Here is an 8815-nt window from a genome sequence, read left to right on the forward strand (position 1 = left end):
CCGGACGGGAGACCACAGGACGGCGGGAGGGATGCCGGGCGCCGTGCCACCGTCCCCGGTGGTGCCCCCGCCCTCGACCCGCACCGCCCCCCTGCCCGGCATGCCCTCGCCCGCCACGCCCGGCCGCTACGACCAGAGCGCCTACGACCGCCGTAGCCAATCCCACGGGCGCCGCCGCCCCCGACGCCACCGCGTCGCGCGGACGGCAGCCGTCCTGTCGGCCGCGCTGCTGCTCTCCGTCGTCGGCACCTACGTCTGGGCCGACACCCGCCTCAACCAGGAGGTCGACCTCGGCGCGCTCACCGGCCGCGCGCCGCTCGGCGAGGGCACCAACTACCTGGTCGTGGGCTCCGACAGCCGCGCGGGCCTGTCCCCGCAGGAGCAGCAGGAGCTGAACACCGGCTCGACCGAGGGCCGCCGCACCGACTCGGTGATCCTGCTGCACACCGGGGCCGACGGCACCACGATGCTGAGCCTGCCGCGCGACTCGTGGGTGACCCTCCCGCCGTACGTCGACCCGGACACCGGCAGGCGCTACGCCGCCGCACGGGACAAGCTCAACGCGGCGTTCTCGCTCGGCGGCCCCGACCTGCTCGTCCAGACCGTGGAACGCAACACCGGGGTACGGATCGACCACTATGCGGAGATCGGCTTCGCCGGCTTCGTGGGCGTCGTCGACGCGGTGGGCGGAGTCGACCTGTGCCTGGAGCGGGCCGTGAAGGACAAGGACTCGGGAGCCAACCTGCCGAGAGGCTGCCAGACGCTCGACGGCGCCGAGGCACTGGCGTTCGTGCGGCAGCGCAAGCAGGAGGCCGAGGGGGATCTGGGGCGTACCCGCAACCAGCAGAAGTTCCTGGCCGCGCTCGCGCAGAAGGCGGTCAAGCCGTCCACCCTCCTCGACCCGACCAAGTCGGTCCCCACGGCCGAGGCGGGCCTCGACACGCTGATCGTGGACAAGGGCACGGAACTGCCCGACCTGGTGTCGCTGTTCGAGGCGATGCGCAGGGCCGCGTCGGGGAAGGGCAGGCAGCTCAACGTGCCCGTCTCCAACCCCGATCTCCGTACCTCCAAGGGCAGCGCGGTGCAATGGGACGAGCGGCGGGCGCGGGCGCTCTTCACCGCGCTGCGGAACGATCAGTCGGTACCCGCGGGCTAGTCACAGGAACGGCGTACCCGCGTCCAGCCCGGACAGCACCCGGCCGTACAGCTCCAGGTTGGTGGCCGGGTTGACGAACGAGTGCAGGCTCAGTGCTCGAAGATCACGCACGGTCCGCTGGATCGGCACGTCCCGGCGCAGTGAGGAGGCGCCGGACGCCGAGCCGATCAGCTCGGCGGCCTCCGTGCACAGCCGCGCCACATAGCCGCTCCCCGCCCGGATCCGCGCCCGTTCCTCCGTCGTGTACGGCTCCCCGCTCGCCGCCCGCGACTCGATCAGCGTGACGATGTCGCCGGTCAGCAACTCGGCACAGGAGATCTTCATCGCGGCCTCGGCCGCCTGCAGATGCGTGACGGCGGCCTCGCTCTGCCGCTCGTAGAAGGTGTACGTGATGCCGCGCCGGTGGATCAGCTCCCGGAACTCCGCCAGCGCCGAGCGCGCAAGGCCGAGCGCGTTCGGCGTCGTCCACGCGCAGAACAGCATCAGCACCGGCATCCGGTAGAACGGGTCCTCCGCGTTGGCCTTGGACGGGAACTCCCCGCCCAGCAACGGCCCGACCGGCAGCACGCGATGAGCCGGTACGACGATGTCCCGGGCGACGACACTGTTGCTGCCGCTGCCCGCCAGCCCCGTCACGTGCCAGTCGTCGAGGACCTCCAACTCGGCCATGGGAACGGCGGCCCACAGGATCTCGGGAGGCCCGTCGCCGGACTCGACCCGTGCGGTGAGAAGATGCCAGTCGGCTTCCTGACAGCCGGTGGCGAAGGGCGAGGTGCCGTTGACGACGTACCCGTCCCCGGTGCGGACGGCCGTGGCGTCCGGGATGAGAGTGCCGCTGACCCGTACGTCCGGGCCGGTGAAGATCTCGTCCTGCACCTCGTCGGGAAACAGCGCCGCGATGTACGCGCACCCCGCCTGGATCAACGCCATGAACCCGGCCGAACCGCACGCGGCGGAGACCTCGGCCAGTGCGTCGACCTGTGTACGCAGGCTGCTCTGATAGCCGCCGTACCGCCGGGGCACGTTCATCCGGAAGATCCCGGCCTGGGTGAGCGCGTCGACGACTTCAGGCGTGACGCGCCGTTCCTGCTCGGTGCGGAGGGCGTGTTCGCGGATGAGGGGACGTAACGCTCGTACGCGCTCGACGAGTTCGGCGTCGGCACCGGGCGGCGGGGGCAGCGGGGTCAACGGAGTCATGAACGCACCGTCACCCGGACGAACGGACGTGTCAACAACGCCTGCCCCGCCGGGAATTGAACCGTCATCCGTCGGCCGTCGTGGCGCCATCCCCCAGTTCGTCGGCCAGACAGGCGAGGTACAGGGCCATGGTCGTGCGGTGCTCACGGAGTGGACGGCCGGTGATCTGCTCGATCTTGTTCATGCGGTAGACGACGGTGTTGCGGTGGATGTGCAGGGCAGCGGACGCGCGGACGAGGTTGAATCCGCTCTCGCACCAGGCGGTGATCGTGTCGCGCAGTACCGGCCAGTCCGGCTGGGCCCGCAGTCGTGCCGCGGTCAGGTCGATCAGACGGTTGCGCGTGGGCTGGCTCACCGTCGCCAGGACCTGATGGACGCGTAGATCGGCGATCAGGTGGACCGGTGAGTCGACCGCGACGCGGCCGCCGAGGCGGAGCGCGTCGCGGGCGTCCTGGTACGAGTCGTGCAGGCCGGCCACGGAGACGGCCGGTTCGCCGATCCCCGCGCGGGCGTTGAGGCCGTCCTGCGCGGCGATGATGTCGGTGATCCTCCGGCAGTCGTCGATCAGGGAAGCCACCTTGGTCCGGGCCGGGAGCCGGCGCAGCACGCCGATCCAGCCGGGAGCCGTGGTGGCGACGATGTCCTGGGGATCGGCGAAGACCTCGCGAACCGTGCGGAGCAGTTCCGAGCGGACCAGCGCCATGTCCCGGGTCGGGGCGCCCTGACGTCGGGCGGCCGTGGCGGGCACGCTCACCTCGAACGCCACCGCGACCCGCTGAAGTCGCAGGTCGTAGCCCAGCTCGGCGGCCCGGAACACGAGGAAGTCGCCTTCGACGACCTGAGGGTCGTAGGAGGCGATGTCGGCGAGCAGCGTCTCCGTGGCCCGTTCCGCGAGCAGGCGGGAGCGCAGCATCACGGATTCCCTGAGCAGGATCTCCGTCTGACGCTTCACCAGCAGCCCGAAGCGGCGTACTTGAGCAGGGGTTCCGGTGATGCCGACCGTTCCCACCGCCTGTCCGTCGGTGACCAGCGGCAGGGTGACACCGGGGCGCACTCCCCGCAGTTGCTGGGCCTGCAACGCGTTGTGCGTGGCGGGCTCCTGAGTGCGGATCACGTCGACCGACGCCTCATGAAAGGTTCCGACCCGGCTGGTGTCGCCGCTGCCGATGACCATGCCGTCCGCGTCGGTGATCAGCACATTGAAGCCGATGACGGCGGAGGTGTCCCCGGCGATCTCCTGCGCGAGTGACGGGCTCAGCACGGAGCTTCCTCCCGTCGCGGGAACGGACCGGGAACGGGCCGATGGTCGGCCGACGGCTGGACGCACCGTACAGCATGCCGAGGAATATCGGCCGCAAGTTCGTACGGAGTGACCGGTGACGCGATGAGGTCCTGTCCATAACGTATGGGCCCAATCACCTCCCCGCCGGAGGCACAGCGCGGTGAAACGGCGGGCTCCTTCAGCTCCCTCAGCACTGATTCGGAAGGCCCACGCCCATGACCCGTACACGATCGCTCGCCGGCGGTTTGTCGGTAATGCTCCTGATGCTGACGGTCACCGCCTGTGGCTCGGGCGAAGATGACGCCCCCAAGAACGTGTCCGCCGAGACCGCCGCCCTGGGCACCCTCACGCCCGGCGTCATCAAGGTCGCCGTACAGCCCTACGCTCCGTACACCAGCGTCGAGGGCGACAAGATCGTCGGCCTGGACGGCGACATCCTCACCTACGTGTCCGAGAAACTGGGCCTGGAGATCGAGCCCCAGGTGACGGACTTCGCCGGCATGCTCGCGGGCGTGCAGTCCCGCCGCGTGGACATCACCATCGGCGGTGTCGCCTGGTCCGCCGACCGGCAGAAGCAGGGCCTGTTCACCGATCCTCCGTACTACTCGCCCCCGGCCATGGCCGTCCGCAGCGGGAAGACCTACAAGACCGTCGACGACCTGAAGGGCCTGGAACTCGGCACGGTCGAGGGCTATGTGTGGGTCAAGTCGATCCAGGCCGTCCCCGACGCCAAGCTGCACGCCTACCCCGACGCCAACGGAGTCCTCGACGACCTCGGCGCGGGCCGCGTCGACGTCGGGTTCCTCGACCCGCTGATCATCATCGCGGCACAGAAGGAACGGCCCGACCTGAAGATCGACACCCAGTACCTGACACCACCGACCGCGGCCGAGGTCAAGGCCAAGCCCGACTACCAGTACTTCCAGCCCTACCAGACCGGCTTCTACCTGCCCCAGAAGGCCACCAAGCTGGAGAAGGCGATCTCCGCCGAGATCGACGCCATGTACCAGAACGGCGAGATGGACAAGCTCGTCAAGAAGTACGGCGGCGATCCCGAGCAGTTCCTGAAGCCCGCCGCCGATGTCGCCACCGCGCGCCGCGGTGTGGACCGGCCCCAGGACTGGACTCCGCCGTCCATGGGTGAGTGAGGGGCCGACATGTCCGATCTCTTTCAAGTCCCCTGGTCCGACTACCGGCCCGACCTGTTGGACGCGCTGTGGCGCACCCTCTCCTACACGGTGGTGAGCTTCGTCGGTGCCGTGCTTCTGGGCCTCGCCGTGGCGCTGCTCAGACTGAGCAGGGCGTGGCCGCTGCGCGCGGTCGCCGCCGTCTACACCGAGCTGTTCAAGAACATCCCCCTGCTCGCCATCATCTTCCTGGCCTACTTCGGCCTGGCCTCGGCGGGGATCCGGCTGGACGTCTTCACCGCCGGATGCCTGAGCCTGGTCGTCTTCTACGCCGCCTACCTGTCCGAGATCTTCCGCTCCGCGATCAGCGGCGTGCACACCGGGCAGACGGAGGCAGGGCAGGCACTGGGACTCGGCAGGGCGGGAATCTTCCGTCACATCGTTCTGCCGCAGGCCGTACGCCAGGCACTGCCCGGGACCAACACGATGCTCGTCGACCTGCTGAAGTCCACTTCGCTGCTGGTCACCGTCTCCGCCGCCGAGCTGATGTCCGAAGGGCGGCTCATCACCTCGGCCACATTCCGGGCCCTGGAGGTGTATCTCGTCATCTCCGCCATCTACTTCGCCCTCTGCTATCCGCTCTCCCAACTGCTGCTTCTGCTGGAGCGGAAGGTACGGGCGGGCGTCCCCCTGTCGCCGTGGCGACGTCGGCGCCTGCGGGCGGCGCGCGCCCTGCTCGCCCAGGATCCGCCCGCCACCGCAGTGAGCGCCGACGTGAAGGCAGGTGCCGTATGACCGAGCCAGTCACCGCCGCGCAGACCACATCGCCGGCGCTGTCCGAGGCCGTCGTGCGGATCGGCGGGCTGAGCAAGTCCTTCGACGGCAGGCTGGTGCTCGACGACGTCCACCTGACCATCGACCGGGGCCGCATCGTCAGCGTCATCGGACAGAGCGGCGGCGGGAAGACGACGTTGATGCGCTGTGTCAACCTGCTGGAACGGCCCGACCGGGGCACGGTCGAGGTCGCCGGAGAGGTGGTGCACCAGGACGGCCGCACGGTCTGCCGCGACCTGGCCCGGCTGCGCCGCACCGTGGGCATGGTCTTCCAGCGGTTCAACCTGTTCCCGCACCTCACCGCCGTGGAGAACGTCGTCCTGGCCCAGCGCAAGGCGGGCATCCCGGAGTCGGAGGCGCTGGAGCGTGCCGTCGCGCTGCTGCGCCGGGTCGGTGTCGCCCACCGTGCCCTCGCCCTGCCCGACCAGCTCTCCGGCGGCGAGCAGCAACGCGTCGCCATCGCGCGGGCGCTCGCTCTCAAGCCCGAGCTGCTGCTCTTCGACGAGCCCACGTCCTCCCTCGACCCCGAGGCCACCCGGGAGGTGCTGAGCGTGATGCGCGAACTCGCCGCGGACGGAATGACGATGATGCTGGTCACCCACGAACTGCCCTTCGCCCGCGAGGTGTCCGACCGCGTCGTCTTCGTCGACGGCGGCCGGATCGTGGAGGAGGGCAGGCCCGAGGACGTCCTGGGAGCCCCGTCCGAGACCCGCACCCGGGAGTTCCTCGCATCGTACGGATCCGCGTCATGACCGGCGTGCCCGGCAGGCCGGGGCCGGTCGGCGACCAGCCTGTCGTGGTCGTGGGAGGCGGTGTCGTGGGGCTGTGCACCGCCTACTACCTGGCCGCGGCCGGGCTGCCGGTGGCGGTCGTCGAGCGGCGCGGCCTGGGCTCGGGGGTGTCCCGGGGCAACGCGGGCTGGGTCTGCCTGAGCCACTCGACGCCCGTCCCGGCCCCGGGTGTGGTGCGCTACGCCCTGCGCTCGCTGGGGCGGCCGGACTCCCCGCTGTATCTACGGCCGCTCCCCGACCCGGCGTTCCTGCGGTGGCTGTGGCGGTTCTGGCGCAGCAGCACCCCGGCCGCGTTCCGGCGTGGCTACGCCGCGATCGCCGAGCTGAACCGCGGCACATTCGACCTCTTCGACGGTCTGCGCGAGGCAGGGGTGGCCACGACGCTGACCCGGCCCGGCATGGTGCACGCGTTCCTGTCGCCGCAGGAGGCTCGCCATCACCTGGCGATCCAGCAGGAGATGGCGGACGGCCGTTATTCGATGCCCGACGACGTCACCACGGGTGCCGAGGCACATCTGCTGGACGCCGCGTTGTCGCCCCAGGTGCGCGCGGCCTATCTCGTGGAGGGGGAGGGCGTGGTCGATCCGGAGGCGTTCGCCCGCGGGCTCGGTGAGGCACTGGCCGCCGTGGGGGTGAAGGTCCATGAGAACGCGGAGGTCACGGGTTTCCGGTCCGTAGGGGAGCGGGTCACCGCGTTGAGCACCGACCAGGGTGAGATCCCCTGCTCGGCCGTCGTCGTCGCGGCCGGTATGCGCTCTCCCCGTCTGCTGCGAGCTCTGGGACACCGACTGCCTCTCCAGGCGGGCAAGGGCTACAGCTTCTCGGTGGAGCTGGACCCGGCGCCCCGGCACACCTTGTACTTCGGCGAGCGCCGGGCCGTCGCCTCACCGATCGGCGGCACCACGCGGATCGGCGGCACGATGGAGCTGAGCGGCAACAACAGCCGGCTCGACTGGCGCCGTGTCGTCGCCGTGGCGCTGGCGAGCCGGCACTATCTGGGCCGCTGGTTCGACGATCCGGACGACCTGGTGAGCGTGATCCGCGACCCCTGGGTCGGTGGGCGGCCGTTCCTCCCCGACGGCCTGCCGGTGATCGACCGCATCCCGGGGCACGCCAACGCCTTCGCGGCCACCGGCCACGGCATGCTCGGCGTCACCCTGGGCCCCGCCACCGGGCACCGACTCGCCGAGTACATCCGCACCGGCCGACGTCCCGAGGCCCTCGCCCCGTTCCGCTTCGACCGGCTCCGCCGCTGAACCGCAACGCTCAGGTGTAGCGGCGCAGGACGAGTCGGCGTCGGCCGTCCTCTTCGAGTACGTCGGTGTCCACCTCGTAGCCGTGGTCCTCGGCGTAGCGCAGGGCGGCGGCGTGGCCGTAGGCGCGGGCGACCTTGGTCAGCCATGGCTGGTCGTAGCGGGACCTGTCGAACTTGCTGATGACGGCTTCGAAGGTGCCGTCGCGGCCGCGGCGGAAGCCGATGTCATTGCTGAGGCGGCCGATGTGGGCGCGGCGGATGATCACTTCGGCGCGGTCCGGGCGGGCGTCGCCCAGGTAGCCGTAGAGGGTCTGCGGCGTGTCGTGGGTCTCGACGGTGGTGAAGCCGACCGCGGTGAGGGCCTGGACGAGCAGGTCGGCGTCGCGCAGCGCGGTGCGGACGCGGGTGAAGTGTGACATGACGCTTCCTTGGGGTCGGAGACGGGAGGGGCGGCACCGCTGGGTTCACGCCAGGCGGACGACCGGCTGTCTGTCCAGGACCAGGGTTTGGCGGCGCAGGTCGTAGGCGGTGACGGTGAGGCGTTTGTGGGCGTCGACGCGGAACTCGAGGCGGAAGCGGTCCTCTCCGGCCGTGGCCGGGGGGTCGGCTTCCAGGAAGGTGGGGCTGTCCTCGTTGAGCCAGAGCATGGACCGCTGCTGGCGCTGTTGCGGGGTGACGGTGACGGCGCGGGCGCCACCCCCGGCGTCGAAGGAGATCTCCAGCTCGGCGCTGGCGTCGCGGTAGGTGGCGTGGGCGAGTTCGTAGACGGCCAGGCCGAGTTTGCGCTGCAGCTCGTGCACCGCCCTGACGGTGAGTGTCTTGACCGGTTCCTCGGTGGGATAGGGAGTGCCGGCTTCCACCAGGGTCTCGAACTCGTAGGCCCCGGTGTCGTGGTCGACGTGCCGGATGGCGTAGTCGTGCTGGATGTGGTCGAACAACTCGCTGCCGCCCGCGATGCCGGCCGCCCCGGCGGCCACCGCCTCCAAGGGCCGGTCCAGGCGCACCACTTCGGGGTCGAAATGCAGATGCACCAGGTCCTGCACGGCGGGAATGAGGCAGCTGCCGCCGACGAGGAAGACACCCCGGATGTCCTCGCTGCCGAAGCCGCGCCCGGTCGCGGAGTCCAGGCAGGAGCGCAGGGCCTGGTTGATCCGGCGCAGCACGCCCTTGTCG

General features: G+C 70.5%; 9 protein-coding genes. 5 read left to right on the forward strand and 4 right to left on the reverse strand.

Going from position 1 to position 8815, the window contains the following annotated elements:
• The first annotated feature begins 43 nt into the window (after positions 1 to 43).
• Positions 44 to 1156, forward strand: a complete 1113-nt coding sequence (locus ACTWQO_RS23110; RefSeq protein ID WP_443239245.1) for an LCP family protein — start codon at positions 44 to 46, stop codon at positions 1154 to 1156.
• On the opposite strand, the gene ACTWQO_RS23115 is transcribed toward ACTWQO_RS23110, so the two are convergent.
• Together ACTWQO_RS23115 and ACTWQO_RS23120 are read right to left on the reverse strand one after the other, a co-directional pair.
• A complete protein-coding gene (locus ACTWQO_RS23115; RefSeq protein WP_443239246.1) occupies positions 1157 to 2353 on the reverse strand; it encodes a flavin-dependent monooxygenase in 1197 nt (398 codons plus the stop codon). It lies immediately after the preceding gene.
• 64 nt (positions 2354 to 2417) lie between these two features.
• On the reverse strand, positions 2418 to 3614 hold the full coding sequence (locus tag ACTWQO_RS23120) for a CdaR family transcriptional regulator (protein ID WP_443239247.1): 1197 nt from the start codon (positions 3612 to 3614) through the stop codon (positions 2418 to 2420).
• 236 nt (positions 3615 to 3850) lie between these two features.
• Here ACTWQO_RS23120 and ACTWQO_RS23125 point away from each other — a divergent pair, with 236 nt between their 5' ends.
• The 4 genes from ACTWQO_RS23125 to ACTWQO_RS23140 are packed head-to-tail and all read left to right on the forward strand — an operon-like array spanning position 3851 to position 7643.
• Complete coding sequence (locus ACTWQO_RS23125) at positions 3851 to 4783, forward strand: substrate-binding periplasmic protein (protein WP_443239248.1); 933 nt, start codon at positions 3851 to 3853, stop codon at positions 4781 to 4783.
• 9 nt (positions 4784 to 4792) lie between these two features.
• Positions 4793 to 5557 carry an amino acid ABC transporter permease gene (locus ACTWQO_RS23130; RefSeq protein WP_443239249.1) on the forward strand — a complete coding sequence of 255 codons (765 nt, stop codon included), beginning with the start codon at positions 4793 to 4795 and terminating at the stop codon, positions 5555 to 5557.
• Entirely contained in the window at positions 5554 to 6348 is a 795-nt protein-coding gene (locus ACTWQO_RS23135) for an amino acid ABC transporter ATP-binding protein (RefSeq protein ID WP_443239250.1), read from the forward strand. Before ACTWQO_RS23130 ends, ACTWQO_RS23135 begins: the two co-directional genes overlap by 4 nt.
• A complete protein-coding gene (locus ACTWQO_RS23140; protein ID WP_443239251.1) occupies positions 6345 to 7643 on the forward strand; it encodes an NAD(P)/FAD-dependent oxidoreductase in 1299 nt (432 codons plus the stop codon). The genes ACTWQO_RS23135 and ACTWQO_RS23140 overlap by 4 nt, the downstream gene beginning before the upstream one ends.
• A 10-nt stretch (positions 7644 to 7653) precedes the next feature.
• On the opposite strand, the gene ACTWQO_RS23145 is transcribed toward ACTWQO_RS23140, so the two are convergent.
• On the reverse strand, positions 7654 to 8061 hold the full coding sequence (locus ACTWQO_RS23145) for a DUF1257 domain-containing protein (protein ID WP_443239252.1): 408 nt from the start codon (positions 8059 to 8061) through the stop codon (positions 7654 to 7656).
• Between the two features lie 45 nt (positions 8062 to 8106).
• A partial coding sequence (locus ACTWQO_RS23150; RefSeq protein WP_443239253.1) for an Hsp70 family protein occupies positions 8107 to 8815 on the reverse strand: 709 nt, incomplete at its 5' end.

Source organism: Streptomyces sp. 4N124 (genome assembly GCF_052245395.1).
Lineage (GTDB): Bacteria > Actinomycetota > Actinomycetes > Streptomycetales > Streptomycetaceae > Streptomyces.